Genomic DNA, 19,155 nt, shown 5'->3' on the forward strand with positions numbered 1-19,155 from the left:
CCCATGTGTTCCTTCCTTTTACACATTCCATTTCAAGCCACAAACCTTAATATCCCGGGTTCTGCGGAAAATTCTCGGCGCCCATCGCGTCAATCTGATCCTGCGGGATCGGCCAGTTCACGTGAAAAGGTTTCACATTGAAACGAACCAGCACATCGTTATCGGCGCCGTTAAAATCATAATAATAATGCGGATTGGGTTTAAATTTGGGATCTCTGCCGTCGGAAATGCCATAAGTTGCCGCATTGTACGGAACCGAAGCTGCCGGGAACTTGGTAAAATCTCCCGCGTAGCTTTTCATCTGGTCGAACCAGATGCCATTTCTTTTCAAAAAGTCCCAGCGACGACCTTCGAATGCCAATTCGCGCGCATGTTCATCCCGGATCAGTTCAAAGGTGATTTCACCGGTTTCTTCATCATTCCCGGCACGGGTCCAGGTTCGGTTGTAATAATCGCGTGCTTTTGGTTGGTTGTCCAGGTGCATATAGGCCTCGGCTCCCAGCAGGTAAGTTTCGGCCAAACGGAAAACCATCAAATCCTTAAAGCTGGCGCTCGCTCCATCGGCATCGAGCGGTTTTGACCAGATATCCGCCATTTTCAACGAAGATGGTAACAGCGCCCGGCGATCAATTTTTGACCCGGTTGCCGTAAAAACATCACGCCCGTGCAGGCTGTCTCCGATCTGCACTTTATAAGGAGCTCCGGAAAAATTTGTCGTTGAATTAACCGTCACACCGTTAACCACAACGGGTTGAGAAACCGGGATCGTGATCAGTTTCTCCGAATTCTGATAGGAGTAATGAATTTTGTAATATGCGTTAAGCCGTTTATCATTTTTCGGATAAAGCGAGATCAGGTAGCTGTTCGGGTATGCCAGCCCCCACTGTCTTCCCAGGTTTTCCTCATGGTACCTTACCAGTTGTCCGTTAACCATCCGCTGTGTATACGATTGCTCAGCAATAATATTCACATATTGTGAGCCTACCCGGTGACCTGTCCCCCCACCACGTTCATTGGAAAATTTAATGGCCCACAAGGTCTCCGGGGATTGTAAATCGGATTTATTGAAAATATTAGCCGGATCGGGCACCAGCGAGAGATTAAAGTTACCATTTTCATCGATGGCATCTACGTTGTCGGCCACCGTTGACCAGTCTTTTGCCCAGGCAGCTACCAGGGCTTTCAGGTGGTGGGCTGTGGCTTTGGTCACACGACCGGTCATGCCGTTTTCAGGCGTGTTGGGCAGCGAAGCGATCGCCCGATCCAAATCGGCATACATCAACTGAAAAACAGCGGCGCTGTCGGCCGGCGTGTAAACCAATTCATCCAGGTTTTCTTTGGTAACAGGCTCTGTTGTCAAATACAAGTTCGAAAATCGGGAATACAGCCCGTAATAACAATAGGCCCTCCAGAAACTTGCCTCGGCAACCAGGCTTTTTGTTTCGTCCCCCAGTTTGTTTCCATGAAAGATCACTTCATTGGCCCGGCCAATTAGGTAATATTTATGAGTCCAATACGGGCTGTACAACAATCCCCTGATGTTGGAGGTAGGGCCGGGGGACGTGTAGCGGCTCAAGTTAGCATCATCTCCGGTTGTAAAAACAACCAGATCGGTTGTTCGTTCTCCGTAAAGATACGCGGCAAGAAACCCGTTTGCATTTCCTTTTTTTACAATCCCTTGCTCATAAGCATAAAAGGCCAGCACCATCTTCTCGAGGCCTTCTTTTGTTTCAAACAAGGTGCTTGATGTAAAGTTCGTCTCCGATTCTTCCATCAGAAAATCGTCGCATCCATAAAAGGACATTGTGATGAGAATGCCCAAAATATATATCATGTAATTTTTCATATCAATATTGATTTATGTTGTTATGAACCATTCCCATTCCTTAAAATGTCAGGTTTGCCCCAAAAGTAAACGTACGCGCTTCCGGGTAAATACCGGGAGCGGTTTCCGGACTGTACGATTTAAATTTGGTTGAGGTAAACAAATTAGTCCCGGTCATATAAAACCGAACCTTCTCAATAAAAATCTGAGAGGTTAATGATTTTGGGAGCGTATACCCCAGGGTTGTCGTACGTAACCTGAAGTAGGATGCATCCTGTATGCCTAAGAGGTTGAAATAAGGTACCGCTGCTGTAAACTGCGGACGAGGCGCTTCGTTTGATTGGTTATCAGGCGTCCAGTAATTCACTTTCATTCCGTTCAGTTTTCCGTTCAAACTACCGCCCGAATCAAAAAGATACAGGTAGTTATTGTTCTTTTTTACGCCCTGAACGGTATAAAATTCAAGAGAAAGGTCGAAGCCTTTAAACAGGACATTCATATTAAATGAGCCATACCACTGGGGATCAAGGGTATAAATTTTTCGGTCGTCGGTGGTTATGGCGCCATCGCCGTTGTAGTCTGAAATTTTGATGTTTCCGGGTGTTGGGACTGCATCTCCCGGAAGATAGTCACTCTCGGTGGGCGTTTCGCCTTCCTGCCAGATACCCCCGAAAACAAAATTATAATCGACGTTGATCGGCTCACCGATAAACCACCTGTTGTTGGTATCGTTGATAGGTTTGCCTTCTTCATCCGTCCGTCCGTCAATCCTGACAATCTCGTTTTTCTGGGTCGAAAAACTGGCACCCAGGCTTACAATAAGGTCTTTCTGATCGATGACCCGGCCATCTATGGTGGCTTCCCAACCCCAGCTTTTTGTTTCACCCAGGTTATCCCACATGGTATTGTACCCGGTAATGGACGGGATGGTCCGCTGCAGAAGCAGGTCTTCGGTCCTGGTCCGGTAATGCTCCAGCGAGGCGTTCAGCCGGCCATGGTATGCCGAAAAATCGATGCCTGCATTAAACGAACCGGTGGTTTCCCATTTCAGTCCCAGGTTTTGAAGTTGCGCGGTGGGAAGATATCCGACTGCCAGGCCGTTTCCAAACAAATATTCATAGCTGTCGGAAAGCCCGAGGGTGCGGTAAGCCGGAATAGCCCAGTTACCGACTACGCCGTAACTGACCCTGAACTTTAAATTATCAAGCCAATCGACCTTTTTGAGAAATTGTTCTTCGCTAACCCGCCAGGCAAGAGCAGCAGAAGGGAAGTTGGCCCATTTGTTCTCTTTCCCGAAAACCGAAGCCCCGTCACGCCGGAAAGAGGCGGTAAGCAGGTACCTGTTCATCAGGTTGTAGTGCAAACGGCCGGCAAACGATGCTGCCTTGGTACGTTCGATACTCCGCGTCACTTCAGAAATCTCAGAATCGGCGGCAACGTTCCACTTGAAAATATCAGTCGTTGAATTCAGAAAATCAAACCCGGTATTTTTTTGTACATCTTCCTCCGAACTTTGAATCAGTGTAACCGTTAACTGATGGTTTTTATTGACGATGGGTAGTTCGTAGTTCACCACATGATCGATCAGCCAACTTGAACGGGTAAAATTCCGGATTAAACCTTCACCGGTTGAAGCCGGATAAAGCTTGGTTCTGTAAACACCTCTTTCCCTGTTGTTTGAACGAAGGTTGGCGCTAAGCTTATAGCTAAATCCTTTGAAAGGCTTTATGGTAACCGAAGATGACAGGTTGAGGTATTCATCCTGTTGTTCTTCATCGTAGTTGCGAATTCTCCACAAGGGGTTAATATCCCCCGCGCTGGTCGATTCGCGGATCAGATTCCCGTCGGGATCATACGCCTGTGCCAGCGGTGGGCGGGTGATAAACTGGTTGAAGGTGCCATCGGCGGTTTGTTTGGATGACTTTGTGAACGAAATGTTCGAGCCCAAATCCATCCAGTCGGTAATCACAACATCCGTGTTTAAGCGGAATGTCCCCCGTTCATAACCGGATTTTTCGACAACGCCTTCCTGGTTATAATACCCGAAGCCGGTTGAGAATCTGAATTTCTCCGTTCCTCCTCGAACAGTAACATCATGTTTGTGTTGCAAGGCGTTGCCCAACATCAATTTTTCCCAATCGACATAACGTTTGTTTGTATAAGCTTCGTACATCACGGCATCGTCAAGCACGGCTTCGTAATTGATGTTGTCCGGAGTGCCAATACCGGCCTGCCCGTCGTTATATTTCGCCCAGAACCGCAATTCGAGCCATTCATCGGGTGAATAAAGTGAGAAATTCTTTTTGAATTTCTGAAACCCGGCATAGGAATTAACATCGACCGAAACCTTACCGGCCGCTCCCCGTTTGGTTGAAATTAGAATAACACCGTTAGATGCCCGGGAACCGTAGATGGCCTGAGACGATGCGTCTTTCAGGATTTCGATCGATTCGATGTCGGATGAGTTCAGGTCGTTGATGTGAGGCACAATCATTCCGTCAACCAGGTAAAGCGGATTCTGACTACTGGATAAAGAACGGTTTCCCCGGATGCGGACGGTAGAAGAACCGCCCGGGCTGGGATCGGCTAAGGATACCTGGACGCCGGGCGCTTGTCCCCGGAGCATTTCGGTGACGCTGGCTGTAGGGAATTTATTTAGTGCATCGGCGCTCACCGAAACCACCGAGCCGGTCAAGTCACTTTTTTTCATCGTGCCATATCCAATCGCTACCACTTCTTCAATCCCGATGGTTTCTTCTTCGAGTTCCACATTCACCGTGGTTCTTCCGGCTACGGGAATTTCTTTTGTTTTCATTCCTACAAATGAAAACAGAAGAACCGCATTGCCCGGGACATTCGAAAGCATGTAGCTTCCGTTAAAATCGGTAATGGTACCGGTTGTTGTGCCTTTTACTACGATAGTAACTCCGGGCATTGGCGCACCCGATGCGTCAAGCACCTGACCGCCAATACTTGCCGGCTGTTGTTGATTGATCCGGTTCTGATTAACGACAGGCGTTAAAACAATATGCCTGTCTTTCACCGTTGCGTTCACTTCGTTTTCGCCAAACAGACGTGATAAAATCTGATCAATGCTTTCATTTTGGGAAGAAATGTCAACTTGCCGGTTCACATCGATTAATTCTCCGTTATAGAGAAAATAGATACCACTTTCTTCTTCAATCTGCGATAAAACCTCCCTGATGGTCACATTTTTCATTTCCAGGTTCAGTTTGTTCGTTTGCGAGAATGAGTTGCTTGCGAATGCCTGAAACACACTGATTAATAAAATCAAAAGCGTATTGCGCATAATTGTGAATTTTTTACGATGCTTTGCCAGGGCAAAACATACCCGATTCATGCTTTTTTTCATAAATTTGACTGTTTTTTAGTAAAACATTTACCCCTTAGGGTGAATACAAAGGGAGAAGTGTTGGAGCACTTTTCCCTTTTCATTTTTCACTGTTTAGTTCATTTTATTGATTCGAATTATTGATTTCTCTGCTTTTCCGGTTACTGCATCTATTTTACCGGGAACGTAGGTAATTTTAATCGGCGAACTTATTTCAAGTAATTCCAACACCCGGTGTAACGGTTCATTTTCGAATACCGTGGTAAACTTATACTTGTTCAGTTCCTGGTCGGTCACCTGCACGTCCACTCCGTACCAGCGTTCCAGATTCCTGGCCATCTCTTCCATAGGCGTATTATCCAGGATGAGAATATTCCGGTGCCAGGCGATGTATTTTTCGGCATCCACCAGTTTTAACGAAGATACCTGTGCCGTTTTATCGTATTTCCATTGTTGGTTGGGGCTTAGCCGGACAGTTTCACGGTCAGCGCCTGCCACATCGTTTTGCAGCTCAATGCTTCCTTCTTTCAGTACGATTTCCAAATGTTCTTCGTCGGGAAAGGCTTTTACATTAAATTGTGTGCCAAGAACCCGGACGGTGATGTTGTTAAATTTCACATCCATCGGAGCCTCCGGATTTTTAGCTACATCAAAAAAAGCTTCGCCGGTGAGCTCCAGTTCGCGGGTAGCCCGGACAAAAGGGATCGCATACCGGATACGGCTTTCGGCGTTCAACCACACATCCGTTCCGTCGGGCAACTGAACCTTACTCCTGATTCCCGGCGGACTGGACACTTCGTAATAACTTAACGACTCGGTTCCCGGGTCCGATGATTTTTTGCTAAGACTCCATATCGTTACCATAAGAAGCGGGAGGATCAGGATGGCGGCGATCCGGCCAAATTGGGCGTAAAACGCCTGTATTTTATGGCGGCGATTGATCTTCACATGAAGAATGGAATAGGCGGCATCGGTATCAACCGATTTCATTTCCGAAATCAACAGGCCGGCTTCGATAAGCTGATCAGTGTTTGTCTGATTTTTCTTCCCTTCCAGAAACTGATCAAACGTTTCGGTGGCATTCTCAGGTATGTTTTTATCTTTTCTCAAGGCTCATGCTCATTTTTATCATTGTCTCGTATACGTCTAAAGAAAACAAGCGTTTTGGTTTGCTTTCGTAAATAATACAGATGAGCTACGGCGCACACGTAGTCGGAAAGTCATTTTTTAGAAAAAAAGATCGAAGAGGAATAACAAGACCAGGTAATCTTTCAACTCGTGCTTCAATATTTTTAACGCATGGCTGATTTGGGTTTCAACCGTTCTTTTTGAAATCTCCAGCTTCCCGGCAATTTCATCATTTTTCAATTCGTTTATCCGGCTGAGAATAAAAATTTCTTTGGTCCGCGGAGGTAATTTATCAAAAGCCTGATTGATTCTTTTCTGAAGTTCGCTGCTCACAAAGATATCCGGTTCAAAAGTCAGGTTGTTCTTTATTATTTCCCTGAATTCATCGATCTTTCGGGCCTCTGTTTTTTTACGTTCCAGAAAGTTCAGCCCCCGGTTTCGTACCGAAGTAAACAAATAAGGTTTTAACGACAAGGAGCCTTTTATTTGATTTTTTTGTTTCCAGATTCTGAAGAACAAATCCTGAACAATTTCTTCTGCCTCATCCCGGTTTTGCGTTATCTGAGCGGTGAAGATTACCAGCCCCGGATAATAATGCCTGAAAATTAATTCAAAAGCGGTTTGATCTCCGGCAATTAAACGGTCAATCAATATTTTTTCGGAAATGCCTTGAATAATCTGCATGGCCCAAAATTAATGAAAAACCTGTTACTTTTTGGTCCCGAATTTTGGATCGATTTTCAAAAAGTTTACGATCACAAAGCCGGGAATCGTGCAAATCATCACCCAAATGAAAAAGTTTTGGTAACCCACCATTTCCTGTATCCAGCCGCTGATCATTCCCGGAAGCATCATGCCCAGGGCCATGAAACCGGTACAAAGCGCATAGTGGGCGGTTTTGTGTTTTCCGTCCGACAGGTAAATCATGTACAGCATATAGGCCGTAAAGCCAAAACCATAGCCAAATTGTTCAATCACCACCGATGTGGTGATGATACTGAGCTGTTGCGGCTGGGCAAAGGCCAGGAACACGTACACCAGGTTGGGCAGGTTCATGGCCAGCACCATGGGCCACAGCCATCGTTTGATCCCGTGAAGCGATACCGCAATTCCCCCGAGGATTCCCCCCAGCATGAGCGCGATAATCCCGGCGGTTCCGTATACAAAACCAATGTTTCCGGTACTTAGCCCAAGACCGCCTTTCTCCGGCTCATCCAGCAAAAACGGAGAAGCCAGTTTAACCAGTTGTGCTTCGCCCAGGCGGAAAACCAAAATAAACACCAAGGCTACAACAATACCTTCTTTTTTGAAAAAGGAACTAAACGTTTCGACAAAATCGTTCATTACTTCCCGGATGCTTTTATCGCCCCGCTGGTCGTCGGCGGGCGGATGTGGCAGGATGAACAAGTGCCAGAAGAAGAAGGCGACAAAAAATACGGCTAAAACGAAAAAAGTGATGCTCCAGGCCCAGGATGTTTCTTCGGCAATGCTCTCCATGTGCCCGGCCAGAATAACCAGCGGCCCTTGCCCGGCCAGCATGGCCAGGCGGTAAAAGGTATTGCGGATGCCCACAAAAAACGCCTGATCACGCTGTGAAAGTCCCAGCATGTAAAAACCATCGGCAGCAATATCGTGCGTAGCCGAGCTGAAAGCCATCAGCCACAAAAAGGCCAGGCTATATCTGAAAAAGTTGTCTGCCGGCAGGGTGAACGCTACACCGGCCAGTGCGCCGCCCACCGCCAACTGCATGCTGATAATCCAGAAACGCTTGGTGCGCAGGTTATCTACAATCGGGCTCCAAACGGGCTTAATGACCCAGGGCAGATACAGCCAACTGGTGTACAGGGCAATTTCGGTATTCGAAATGTCAAGCCGCTTGTACATGATCACCGAAACGGTCATCACAAAAACATAAGGAAGTCCTTCGGCAAAATAAAGCGAGGGGATCCAGGTCCAGGCATTTCGGGTAGCGGCTTTTTTCATTCGTTTTCGTTTTTAGTATTGTTTTATCAGGCTGGCGCCACTAAAGTAATGGTTTAAGATGGATTCGTAGTCGTAGCCCTTTTCGCCCATCACGGCAGCGCCAATCTGGCAGAGGCCAACGCCATGCCCCCAGCCGGCCCCGGTGAGTACAAATTGTTGCGGAATACCCTGTTGCTCATCCAGGTGATCAATGACAAAAGCCGAACTGTACAGGTGCGATTCAGACAGCGCCCGTCGTATTTCCAGCTCTTTGCCAATTGTCATCGTTCGTTTCGTGCCGGTAATTTTCAGTTTGATCAGACGGGCTGAGTATCCCCGTTCAACTGGTTCGAGCCGGATGATTCGTCCAAAGTCGATCCCTGTTTTTTTATGGATAAGCGCCGACAGTTCGTCCTGGGTATAAGTCACCTTCCAACGGTAAAAATCAGCCGTTTTCTGATCAAAGTCGGGCAGCACCTGCGCCAGCACCTGCTTATCGGCGGTGTTGCAAAAAGCGGGCGGACTGGTACGGATCCAGGTTTCCGCTTCGCTTTCGAGGCGCAGGTTGGCGCCGGTACCGGCAAGCTGTTCCGAATCCGTAATACTGGTCAGGTAACTGTGAAAAACAGGCTCCCATACCTGCTCAAAATTTTCGGACATACCGCCGCAGCATTTCGAAAAGCGGGCATCGCAAATGTGCCCGTCGGCAAACAGCACTTCGCCAAAAGTCGCTTCGATGGCCGCATTGGCCTTGTTGCTGATGATTTTGGTGATGCCTTGGTAACGCTGGCAGTGGTCGTCGGCACACACGTCAAACAGGCGGTGGTCTTCGCGGTCGTACCAGCGGATCAGTTCGCGTTCGCTTTGTTGGGTGGTTTGGTAAACCTGCTGCCCGGTTTTCAGTTTTTTGCTTTTCCCGATTTGGGCCAACAGCCAGCTGCGCGAAATTACGGCGTGCGCTTTCAACAACTCGGGAGAGCTGGTGGCGCTCATCTCCGACGAAATCACCGAACGCAGGTATTCTTCGAGCGGCACCACGTTGATCGCCCAAAGTTTTCCTTTTTCGGCAATCAATTTCAGGTTCCCGCGAAACTGCTGGTCCTGTTTCTGCTCCCAGTGAAAATCGATACCTATGGTAACTCCTTTTAAAATAAAGGAATCAGCATCTGCCTTTGACTGAAAGTAAAATTCGTTGGCCCGAACCGGTTCTCCTTGCCGGGATTGAAGCCGAATCCCGTCTCCGTCAATCACTGCCTTAAAACAGGGGCCGGCAGGCTGATTCCCGGATGTATAATGACCTTTGAGCTCAAAGTTGATTTCCGTCGCTGACATCACACCTACCTGTATTTCGGGTTGTCCCGGCCTGTTCAGATGCGTGTCGTTGCCAAACGGTTCACCGCCTGTTTCTGTTTTCGTTGCACCGGCGTCCGGCGCTGCTGTTTTTCCCATTTTATAACGTCCGATTAGGCTGATTTTCAGTTGTTCAAAATCTTCGTCATTGATGCTGACTTGCCGGTAAATGTCTTCCAGATCATCTTTTGTCAGTTTATCAAAATCTTCCTTTCGGGGAAGAATGACTAATCCGGCCATTTCAACCGAGGCGGGACTCATCAGGATTTGAGCGTTTCCTTCGTCAAAAAACTGCCGGGGCCGCTGTCGGTCGCGCGGGAAGAGCAAAGCCTGCCATTGTCCGTTTTCAAAATTAACCAGCAGGTTAAGCATGGGCTCGCCTTCTTGTCTGCGTTCTTTCAGCACATCCAGCGTGGTTCGGAGATGTTGCTGCAGGTTGGCGGAAGAGGTGGATGCGTAGACCAGAACATTCCGAAGAAACCCCGTCCCAATGGCATAAATGCTCGTCGTCTGATCATGAAATAACAATTCGCCCGGTTTTTCGGCCAGTGTTTTCAGTTCGCTGCAGGCAGGGATGAATTGTTTGCTTCCGGCCTGAAAATGGAAATGATCGGGTGCAGAAGCGCCGCATTGGGGGCCGTTGTAAAACACGGTGAAGCCGGGCAAAGCCTGGCTGAGTTCCAGCATGTCGGCCAAATAAGGTTCAATCTCTTGCGGCAAGTGCTTATTGAGCGGAATGGTCAGGTGCTCCGGAAAAATCGGGTAAGGGTTTAGCAGAATGGTGTATTTCCCCATAAAATCGAGCCCCGCTTGTTCTTTCGGACGATTCGGACCGCACAGGAAACATGCCCGTTGCTGAATGGATTGTATATCGGTTTTGGCCGCCGAAGAGCGAATCCGCCCGGGATTAAACTGGGTATCGATGCGGAAATCACCGAAATCAAACGTACGCGATTCCACCTTTTCCAGTCCGGCATAGTTTGTTTTGGCCAGTTCCCAATCCTGCTTTTGCTGTTGAATGAGTTCGGTTACTTTTATCTCTAAGCGTTTATCGGTCATGTTGCTCTTCCGGCTTAACGGTTAATTCCCTCTTTTGTTTTTGCTAACCTGTTGTTGCATCCTTGCCTTTAGCTCAAAGGTACGCAGGCTGTCTTTATAGGCGTTATGTATATTTTGTTTTGTTATGTCGAGCGAAGCGTCGGAATTATCTTCCCAGCGGCGGCAGCGGTAAATGGCTTCGTAAATCCGGCCGATTTTCCAGATGCGCGAAATGGCCAGTCCTACGCCATAATCTTCGCCATAGCTGGTATTCGGAATGCGGATATCGCGGAGAACAGGCGTATAGAATGCCCTCGGCGCCCCCAACCCGTTGATGCGCAAGGCATTGTTCGGCCCGTTGTCAGGAGTCCACTCTTTATGGTCAATCAGGCCGGGCGGAATTTCTTCAAGGACAAAATTGCACATTTGGTAAGAGCCGATGACCATCGCACATTTTTCCTCATAAAATTTATCAACCACCTTTTGCAAGGTATTTTCATCAAAATACAAATCATCACTGTCCAGTTGAACGGCAAAACGTCCGCAGTTTTCATGAAAAACCGCTTCGTTCCAGCAGCCGCCGATTCCCAGGTCAGTCCGTTCGGGAATCAGGTGGATCAGCCGGTCGTCCTCATACTGTTGCAAAGCTTCGGTGGTTCCGTCGGTCGAATGGTTATCCACCACAATCAGGTTAAAGGGGAATGTTGTTTTCTGAGTCAAGACCGAATCAACAGCGTCGCGGATGGTTTTGATGCGGTTGCGCACCGGAATAACCACCGAGGCTTCTACCGGAAATTCTCCGGCGAATTCCGCTTCTTTAAAATCGGGCCTAAGAAAAGCGCCGATCTTTTGAAGGTGAATGGTGCAGGCCTGTTCCATTTCAATTTGCCGGTCGCGGGCATTGGCGCTCACATAATCAAATTGCTTTTCGCCTGATTTGCGGATATCGGTTTCGGCCATCGTGAACAGGAACTCCGGGATGCGGACGATCTCTCCCATCCGGGAGGCCAGCAGGCGCAAGGCATAATAACCGGCATAGTTCCAATTGGCAAACACGGCTGTTTTGTAAGTTGTTAACACCTCTCTTCGGAAAAGCTGAACCGGCCCGAAGTTAAAATCGTCGCGCAGGCTTCCCAACTGGTAGTCAATCACCGGATGATTGTTGCGGATGCCTTCTTTCAGTTCGTAATAGTCGCTGTATGCCATAGTCGCCCCGCTGTCTTCAGCCAACTGTACCATTCGTTCCAGTGCAAATTGTCCGGCTTGCAGCCGGGTATTGCGAAGTGCAATCAACACAAAACTGCAGTCAGTTCGATCGGCAATTTGCCTGATGCATTCGGCTGAAAATGGATTGTCGGTTATCAGGGTTTCTGCCTGATCCAGTTTGACGGCTTCGGGACTGATTATAAATACGGAATTAACCAGCTTGCTCTCTTTTAGCTGATTAATCGTTTGTTGCGTTTCGGTTTTCCCGCAAAAAGAGATAAAACAATCGATTAAATGTTGCATGATGTTACCATTTTGTAGTCACTGGCTTTGTTTGCGGGCTTTCATTATTCAGCCGGTCGAGCACCGACACCCGGAATTCAAAGCGTTCTTTGCGTCTGTTGTTCTTATCTAATTTCAGTTTGGTATCTGAAGTAATGAGCATGATAAAACGGGGATCATTCGGATTGAACCGTTCGTCTTCCCTGTTCTTGTAAACAATGAAGCGGGTGGCTTTATCCATTTCGGCGGAAGCGATGTCTGTTTTCCACTTCAGCGTTGATCCGCTTTTTTTAAACTTGACCGGTTTTGCCGGCGGACTGTTATCGATCCAGTTCATGGGCGGTACCAGCGCCGGGTACCGGTAAAGATGATTTTGCAAGGTATCCTGGAAACCCAGCAGGTCGCGCTTAAAATGTTTGGCGCTGTAAAAAGCGCTGCCTTCAATTCCCTCAATCCGGCGGGTCAGCTCAATTTGCCGCGGCAACTGGCTGGCTTCTTTCCACTCCGGAATCGTTGAAGCCGGTTCGAGTTTGTAAACGGCATGGCCAATGTAAAGTGCGCGGTTATAGTGATGATCGTTCCACCAGTTGCACAATAAGTTAAAATCGACGGCCGGATGCCCGATTTGCCAGTATAACTGCGGAAGCACGTAATCAATCCAGCACTCTTTCTGCCAGGTTAAAATGTCGGCATACAGGTGGTCGTAATTGGTAACACCCGCCTTTGTGGCCGATCCCCGTACGTCGTCGGCCTGGTTACGCCAGACACCGAAGGGACTTATGCCAAACTTCACCCAGGGTTTAGTGGCTTTGATGGTTGTTGCCAGCAGGAGAATCGTGCGGTTCACATTATCGCGCCGCCAGTCGTTCAGTTGGTCCGGCCCGAACTGCCGCGGATACTGTTCAAAGTAAGGAATGTCGGGGAATGGTTCGCCGGCAACCGGGTAGGGGTAAAAATAATCGTCAAAATGAATGGCATCCACGTCGTATCGCCTCACCAGGTCGTGAACAACACTGGCCATAAATTCGCGTGTTTCCGACAGGGCCGGATTGAAATACAGCTTTCCGCCGTATTTAATGATCCATTCGGGGTGTTTAAACGCAATGTGGTTCCCGGCCAGCGGTTCATCGGCATTCTGCGCTACCCGGAAGGGATTCATCCACGCGTGAAATTCCATATTCCTGTTGTGACACTCCTGAATCCAGAATTTCAAGGGATCGTAACCCGGATCTTTCCCGGGAGTGCCGGTAAGATAGCGGGACCAGGGTTCCAGCGATGACGGATAAAAAGCGTCGGCAGCCGGTCTGACTTGAAAAATAATGGCATTCATACCGTTTTGCTGCATCAGGTTGAGCAATTCAATGGCCTCGGCCTGCTGCTGACTGGGCGTTAATCCCGGCTTCGACGGCCAGTCGATGTTATTTACCGTAGCTACCCAGGCTGCTCTGAATTCGAATTTAGGCGAATGGGTTTGCGCTGATAACGAAACGCTTAACGCAAGCAGAAACAGGAGATGTAATTTTCGCATTGGTTGAAACTGTTTAAAAGTTGAAGCCACTAATTTAAATCAAAATTCAGGGATGAAACAGGACGATGCTATTTGTTTTATCCGTCTGTTGAAGATTGATCAATCACATAACGACCTCCTTATATTTTTATAAAAATCTTTTTTCGATACAAAATAAGCCCGACCACCCAAAATAAAACAGCCAGGTGCAAGGCAAAAAGCAGGGAACCGTTTAGCTCGCCGGCCCAGGGAACCAGTAAATCCTGGTAAATGAACGCTTTTAATGATTTCGTCCCGCTCAAGGCTGAAACCTGAATCAGGGATAAAACCCGTGCCCACATTCCTGCAAGTACAAAAATAAACAGCGGGTTCATTCCGTAAACAAGAAAGGGCTGTGCCCATTTCTGCTTTCCTTTGATGTCGGTCACCCAAATTAAAAATGCGAGAAAAATACCGGCCAGACCACAGGTGTACAGGACATAAGACCCGGACCAGATGGGCTTATTGATCGGGAAGAACGGATTCCAGATCAGGGCCAGGATAACGGCTGCCACCCCAAATCCAATCAGTTTATAAACGGCTGTCCGTTTATTTGTTTCCCGGTCAATTAAACGGCCGGCAAAATAGCCAAACAATACATTCACCACCGACGGAACAGTGCTGAGCAAGCCTTCCGGGTCGAAAGGGATGCCATAGCCGCGATATAAATGCCCTTCACCCAAAACAAAAGTATCGAAACGAAGAACGGCATTTCCTTCCAGCGAAAACGGCTGCTCGCCGCCAAACAGCCACAAGATACCCCAATAAGCCAGTAAGAGAGAAGCAGAAATGATGTAGTTCCACCGGATAGGAGTTAACAACACGATAAAAGAAGCGATGCCGTAACCAAGAGCGATACGCTGAAGGACGCCCATCAGACGAAATGTGCTGAAATGAAAATCTATAAACGGGAAGCCGTTCAGGAACAAACCGAGGGCAAAAATAAGAACTGTTCGCCGGATGATCTTTAACGAGAGCTCTTTGTTTAGTTGATGATTAAATTTTTTGAACGAATACCACATGGCCGTTCCCACGATAAACATGAAGAAAGGAAAAACGAGATCGGTGGGGGTGCAACCGTTCCATCTGGCATGTCGTAAGGGAGCATAAACATGGCTCCAGCTTCCCGGATTATTCACAATAATCATCAGGACAATGGTCAGTCCCCGGAGCACATCCAGCGACATCAGGCGTTTTGAAAAGGTCATTGTTTTAGTTATTGGTTATTAGTTATTGGTCATTGGTCATTGGTCATTGGTGCTTGCAGCTCTTTTAACCACAAAGTACACGAAGCGATTCACGAAGACCACCAAGTTGAATCTAAAAAAGTACCCGAGTGCCAAAGTTTCAAAGTGCCTGAATACATCGGTTTTCGGCTCCTGGTCCATCGTTGATCGTTAATCTTTAATCGTCAATCATTAATCTCTTTAAAAGCGGCAGAGTACCTGAGTAAAGCGGCGACTGAAACTGAACACGGGTACTTCTTTTGTCTGCCTCGTTACTCGCTACTCACGGCTCACAGCTTATCCTAAGGATAATACCGGACGAAGGCTTCCATCGCTTCGTACTCGGCCATGCCCAATTTGTTGTAAAGCTCAGCGGTCGCATGATTTCGGTCTTCCGCGCGTTGCCAGAATTCGCGGGCATCATTCCCCATAAACATGGCGCCTTCTTTCTGCGACTGGTGTCTGAAAATAGCTTCCCGTTTTTTATACAGTTCTTCGGGGCTGATGGGCACGGCCATCTCAATCTGGTCGATATCCCATTCATGCCAGGCGCCGCGGTAAAGCCATAACCAGCAATCTTTCATCCAGGCCTCTTCCCTGAGTTCTTCCAGTGCCACCAGAATGGCATCCAGGCAAACACGGTGGGTCCCGTGCGGATCAGACAGGTCGCCGGCAGCAAAAATCTGGTGAGGCTGAATTTCAAGAAGAAAATCTTTGATGATTTGAATATCCTCTTCCGCCAACGGTTTTTTCCTGACTTCGCCGGTTTCGTAAAAAGGCAGGTCGAGGAAATGCACGTTCCGGGTATTGACCCCGGCAAAACGACAGGCCGCTTTAGCCTCCATCCGGCGGATTAATCCTTTCAGCGTACGTACATCCGGGATATCTTTTTCCCCTTCTTTTTTTGCAGAGAGGAATGATATGGTTTTCTCGTATTGTTCTTTCTGATGTTCATTCCCGGGGTCGTAATAGTTTGTGTACGAATTGTGAAATGAAATAAACCGGTTGGCATATTCGTCTGAAACCGCGATATTCCCGGAAACCTGGTATGCTACATGGACCTCGTGCCCCTGCTCTACCAACCGGATGAGCGTACCGCCCATCGAGATCACATCGTCATCGGGATGGGGGCTAAACACCACCACCCGTTTTTTTGCAGGCGATTTTCGCTCGGGCCGGTTGCTGTCGTCGGCATGTGGTTTTCCGCCAGGCCAGCCGGTGATTGTGTGTTGCAGATCGTTAAAAACTTTGATATTGAGGGCATAGGCCGATCCTTTATCCGAGATCAGGTCGCTTAACCCATTATTGATATAATCGTTGTTTGTCAGTTTTAATATCGATTTTCCGGTTTGCTGACACAGCCAGACAATCGCTTTTCTTACCAATTGATCGGAACTCCAGTCGCAGGTGTCGACCAGCCAGGGCGTTTTAACCCGGGTGAGTTGCATGGCCGCGGCAATGTCGATGTATATTTTTGCGTTGGCATGTTGCTGCAGGTAACTGGCCGGGACCTGTTCGGTAATCGGCCCTTCGATGGTTTTTTGCAGGATATTGGCTTTGGCTTCGCCAAAACCGAGCAAAATCACTTTCCGGGCATTCATAATATTGTCAATACCCATCGTTATGGCCCGTTGCGGCACTTTGGTAATCCCTCCAAAATCCCGGGCCGTATCCTGTTTTGTAGTTGTATCCAGAACAATCATCCGGGTTTTTGAACTTAACTGCGACCCCGGTTCATTAAAACCGATATGACCGGTACGACCAATTCCCAGAAGCTGAATATCGATTCCTCCAGCCGCTTTAATGGCCTTGTCGTAGTCGCGGCACAACTGGTAAACTTCGCCGAATGGACGATCTCCCTGGGGAATATGAATGTTTTCGGGCAAAATATCGATGTGCCTGAAAAGATGGTTGAACATATACTGATGGTAAGAATGCACGGAAACCTGTCCCATCGGGTAATATTCATCCAGGTTGAAGGTAATAACGTGCCTGAAGCTCAAACCTTCTTCCCGGTGCATACGGACCAGTTCGGCGTACACCCCGATAGGCGATGAACCAGTTGGAAGCCCAAGTACACAATGTTGTCCCAAATGCTCTTTTTCCCTGATCACCGTAGCAATTTCTCCGGCAACCATAACCGAAGCTTCTTCCGATTCATCATAAATGAATGTCGGAATCTTTTCGTATTTGGTCAGAATGTCTTGGTGCGACATGTTTTTAGGCTTATAATAGGTCGTACCGAAAAACAAGGGATTGTTCGAATGTAACTTTTTGTGTAAGTCCATATTTAGTGCTGTTTTAGTAAGCTAACCCACCTGTAAAACTAATATTATTTAAATAAAAACACAAAAGATGTCATACATATTACCTAATGAAATTGTTTGTTGAATTTATTCCAATCGGTTCTTTCGTTCCGATACCCTGATCAATTTTTACAACTAAACGAAACCAACACCCCTTAAGTTTTGAAAAAACGGGGAAATTTCAGGATCTGGCCGGATGACGACATCAGTATGGCGGATTTCCGATATCAGTATGGCTTTTTGAGAATCCGGGGCAATCTGAATCGCAGATTAAATAAAAGTACAACGTACTTTATTAATTATTCAAATCAGGTAGGAGTGTATTGATTTTTTGATATCTTTGCCTCGAAATCGAATATATTTGTTCGTTAACATACTGTTAACGGGCAGATATTTAATCAAGTGGCAAACCGGGAAATCATTTCCGGCAAGCTCATGGTTTAATAGGTTTAGTTGGTTTAGGTTAGTTCCCCGGGAAACCGGGGCGGAAAAGGCAGTCAGAGGACTGCCTTTTTTTTATTTCCGGTTTTATGTATTACTTCCATCCACCGCCGAGCGCCCGGTAAAGCGCCACCACAGCGTTGAGTTGTTGCTGCTGGTCGTTCACTTGACTCAGTTGTGCCGACAATAAGCTTTGCTGTGCATTCAGCACCTCGGTATAAGTAGCCGATCCGTAGTTCAGCAGTTCGCGGGTGTATTCCACCGATTTTTCGAGCGCGACGCGTTGTTGTTGCCGCAACGTTGCTTTTTGGCTGGCTGATTGATAGGTCCCCAAGGCATTATTCACTTCCTGGCCAGCGTTGAGCAGCGCATGGCGTAGGCTTAACAAAGCCTGTTCCTGTTGCACTTTGGCCACTGTCAAACGTGTTACATTGGTACGCTTATTGAAAACCGGAGCCGCCAATCCGCCAATCACCTGAGCGGCAAACGAAGCCGGGTCGAGCAGCTCATCGAGCCGGGTTGCGGCAAAGCCGGTTGATGCGCTTAAGGTGAGGCTGGGGTAAAAATAAGCGCGTGCATTGTTCGTCATTTCAAAAGCGCTGATCACGGCAAATTCGGCCTGCATCACGTCAGGACGGTTATCCAGCAACTGTGCCGGAACCCCGGTCTGCAGCAGCTCACTGTAATGTTGTTCAGTAAGCCTTCCGCGCTGCAGCTCGCCCGGCACACGCCCCATCAACAGGCACAACGCGTTGGTAGTTTCCCTGAGCTGTTGTTCCAGATCGGGAATGGTCACTTCGGCAGCGTAGCGGGCCGCTTCACTTTGTACGATAGCCGCGCCGGTCACTCTCCCGCTTTCCTTCAGCACTTTCATGGTTTCAACCAAATCGATGTTGTTTTTCACGGTTTGGCGTGTAATCGATAACTTGGTGTCCAACGCCAACAGGTTATAATAGGTGGAAGCTATATTGGCAATCAAACGGGTTTGCACGGCTTTTCGTCCGGCGTCGGTAGCCAGCAAGTTGGCATAGGCTGCCCGTTTCGAACTGCGGAGCTTTCCCCAGATATCCGCTTCCCAACTGGCTTCCAATCCCAGTTGATAGCTGTTTACCTCGCGCGGCCCATCGGGATAAACCGATTCGGGGTTCCTGGTATAAACGCCGGTACCCACCGCATTGATTCCCGGCAACAGCATGGCTTTGCTTTGCAACAGGTAAGCTTCGGCCTCGGCAACCCGCCGAACAGCTATCTGAAGATCGAGGTTATTCCCGAGTCCTTCGCTGATGTATTCCACCAGCAGCGGATCGGTAAACAATTCGTTCCACGGACGGTCGGCCAGGTTTGCCGAATCAGCGGCCACCGTTCCGTACAGCCCGTTAGGGTCGATGGTTTCCCGTTGAAAGTGTCGCGGTGTGCTGCACGAAATCAGTAAAAACAGGCTGATGGCCGGGAAAATATATTTCATTGATATCTTTCTCATAATTTATTCTGAT

11 protein-coding genes are annotated in these 19,155 nt (G+C 48.0%); all 11 read right to left on the reverse strand.

What is annotated here, in order from left to right; translation table 11 throughout:
• Nucleotides 1–46: 46 nt before the first annotated feature.
• Nucleotides 47–1,846 carry a RagB/SusD family nutrient uptake outer membrane protein gene (locus AC6H3C_RS04070; RefSeq protein ID WP_497519405.1) on the reverse strand — a complete coding sequence of 600 codons (1,800 nt, stop codon included), beginning with the start codon at nt 1,844–1,846 and terminating at the stop codon, nt 47–49.
• 40 nt (nt 1,847–1,886) lie between these two features.
• On the reverse strand, nt 1,887–5,135 hold the full coding sequence (locus tag AC6H3C_RS04075) for a TonB-dependent receptor (protein WP_497519406.1): 3,249 nt from the start codon (nt 5,133–5,135) through the stop codon (nt 1,887–1,889).
• Between the two features lie 156 nt (nt 5,136–5,291).
• Nucleotides 5,292–6,287 (reverse strand): FecR family protein, encoded by a 996-nt coding sequence (locus AC6H3C_RS04080; protein WP_497519407.1) that lies wholly within the window; start codon nt 6,285–6,287, stop codon nt 5,292–5,294.
• 117 nt (nt 6,288–6,404) lie between these two features.
• The gene (locus AC6H3C_RS04085) at nt 6,405–6,989 is read right to left on the reverse strand and encodes an RNA polymerase sigma-70 factor (RefSeq protein WP_497519408.1); all 585 of its coding nucleotides are present in this window, start codon (nt 6,987–6,989) and stop codon (nt 6,405–6,407) included.
• A gap of 24 nt (nt 6,990–7,013) precedes the next feature.
• Complete coding sequence (locus AC6H3C_RS04090) at nt 7,014–8,288, reverse strand: AmpG family muropeptide MFS transporter (RefSeq protein WP_497519410.1); 1,275 nt, start codon at nt 8,286–8,288, stop codon at nt 7,014–7,016.
• A 12-nt stretch (nt 8,289–8,300) separates the two neighbouring features.
• The gene (locus AC6H3C_RS04095; protein ID WP_497519412.1) at nt 8,301–10,676 is read right to left on the reverse strand and encodes a DUF4922 domain-containing protein; all 2,376 of its coding nucleotides are present in this window, start codon (nt 10,674–10,676) and stop codon (nt 8,301–8,303) included.
• A gap of 21 nt (nt 10,677–10,697) precedes the next feature.
• Nucleotides 10,698–12,164 carry a glycosyltransferase family 2 protein gene (locus AC6H3C_RS04100; RefSeq protein ID WP_497519413.1) on the reverse strand — a complete coding sequence of 489 codons (1,467 nt, stop codon included), beginning with the start codon at nt 12,162–12,164 and terminating at the stop codon, nt 10,698–10,700.
• 4 nt (nt 12,165–12,168) lie between these two features.
• Nucleotides 12,169–13,671 carry a glycoside hydrolase family 10-like protein gene (locus tag AC6H3C_RS04105; RefSeq protein ID WP_497519414.1) on the reverse strand — a complete coding sequence of 501 codons (1,503 nt, stop codon included), beginning with the start codon at nt 13,669–13,671 and terminating at the stop codon, nt 12,169–12,171.
• A 119-nt stretch (nt 13,672–13,790) separates the two neighbouring features.
• Entirely contained in the window at nt 13,791–14,897 is a 1,107-nt protein-coding gene (locus tag AC6H3C_RS04110; protein WP_497519415.1) for an acyltransferase family protein, read from the reverse strand.
• Between the two features lie 320 nt (nt 14,898–15,217).
• Complete coding sequence (nagB, locus tag AC6H3C_RS04115; protein ID WP_497519416.1) at nt 15,218–17,203, reverse strand: glucosamine-6-phosphate deaminase; 1,986 nt, start codon at nt 17,201–17,203, stop codon at nt 15,218–15,220.
• A 553-nt stretch (nt 17,204–17,756) separates the two neighbouring features.
• Complete coding sequence (locus AC6H3C_RS04120; protein WP_497519417.1) at nt 17,757–19,142, reverse strand: efflux transporter outer membrane subunit; 1,386 nt, start codon at nt 19,140–19,142, stop codon at nt 17,757–17,759.
• Nucleotides 19,143–19,155 lie beyond the last annotated feature (13 nt).

It is taken from the genome of Gaoshiqia sp. US2, from assembly GCF_059705485.1.